Here is a 949-nt window from a genome sequence, read left to right on the forward strand (position 1 = left end):
CTTGTTGGTTGCAGCTTAAGCGAGCGTTAGCCGTCATGGAGCTTGCTATACTCAAAGTGATAGAATAGTATCACTTTAGTATTCCTTTGGAGCAGCTTTCATGAAAGTAGAACTAGTTACATCACTTAAACGTCAAGCAACCAAGATCCTCGCTGATCTCCACGACACTAAAGAACCAGTATTAATTACTGAGCATGGTAAGCCATCAGCGTATCTAGTTGATGTTGATGATTACGAGTTTATGCAAAATCGTTTGGTTATTCTGGAGGGCATTGCACGAGGCGAGCGTGCACTAGCTGACGGTAAAGTGGTAAGTCATGATGAAGCCAAGGACAAAATGTCAAAATGGCTGAAATAATCTGGACTGAGCCAGCGCTATCTGACCTCAACGATATCGCTGAATACATAGCACTTGAAAATATTGTAGCTGCAAAGCAGTTGGTACAAACGATCTTCTCTAAAGTTGAACGCCTAGAAACTTTTCCAGAATCAGGTCGTATTCCGCCCGAACTAGAACATTTAAGTTATCGTGAAGTTGTCGTTAATCCGTGCCGTGTTTTCTATAAACAAGACGGTGACAAGGTCTTTATTCTGTTTGTTATGCGAGCTGAAAGAGATTTGCGTAAGTTCCTGTTGAGTAGGCAATAACCTTTGGGAATGAACGGCTAACAAACGCTTCAAGACGGATTCGCAACGCGTGGCATTTTTACTATGCGTTGATTTTAGTGATTTAGGTGGTATGCGGAAACACCATATTGCGTTGCTCACCACTTAAGCGGGCGTTATAAAGCTACTGTTAACGTATTGTTTTTGTTGTGGGTGGTTACGTGTTTGCGGGTGTTTTTTATGTTCAAACTACCTCAATCGCTTGCTTCGAGTTTGGCGGTTTCTTTTGTGTTGTCGCCAGTCAATTTCAGCACAAGATTAATATGCCACCGACCAATATCGT

2 protein-coding genes are annotated in these 949 nt (G+C 42.1%); both read left to right on the forward strand.

The window, feature by feature from the left end; translation table 11 throughout:
* Positions 1-100 precede the first annotated feature (100 nt).
* On the forward strand, positions 101-358 hold the full coding sequence (locus tag A1QO_RS05905) for a type II toxin-antitoxin system Phd/YefM family antitoxin (RefSeq protein WP_017038125.1): 258 nt from the start codon (positions 101-103) through the stop codon (positions 356-358).
* A complete protein-coding gene (locus tag A1QO_RS05910) occupies positions 346-648 on the forward strand; it encodes a type II toxin-antitoxin system RelE/ParE family toxin (RefSeq protein WP_017040380.1) in 303 nt (100 codons plus the stop codon). Before A1QO_RS05905 ends, A1QO_RS05910 begins: the two co-directional genes overlap by 13 nt.
* Positions 649-949 lie beyond the last annotated feature (301 nt).

It is taken from the genome of Vibrio genomosp. F10 str. ZF-129, from assembly GCF_000287055.2.
GTDB lineage: Bacteria > Pseudomonadota > Gammaproteobacteria > Enterobacterales > Vibrionaceae > Vibrio.

What these genes read in the sequence shown, in the direction of transcription:
- A1QO_RS05905 (WP_017038125.1), top strand. Translation starts at nt 101, where the DNA reads ATGAAAGTAGAACTAGTTACATCACTTAAACGTCAAGCAACCAAGATC.
- A1QO_RS05910 (WP_017040380.1), top strand. Translation starts at nt 346, where the DNA reads ATGGCTGAAATAATCTGGACTGAGCCAGCGCTATCTGACCTCAACGAT.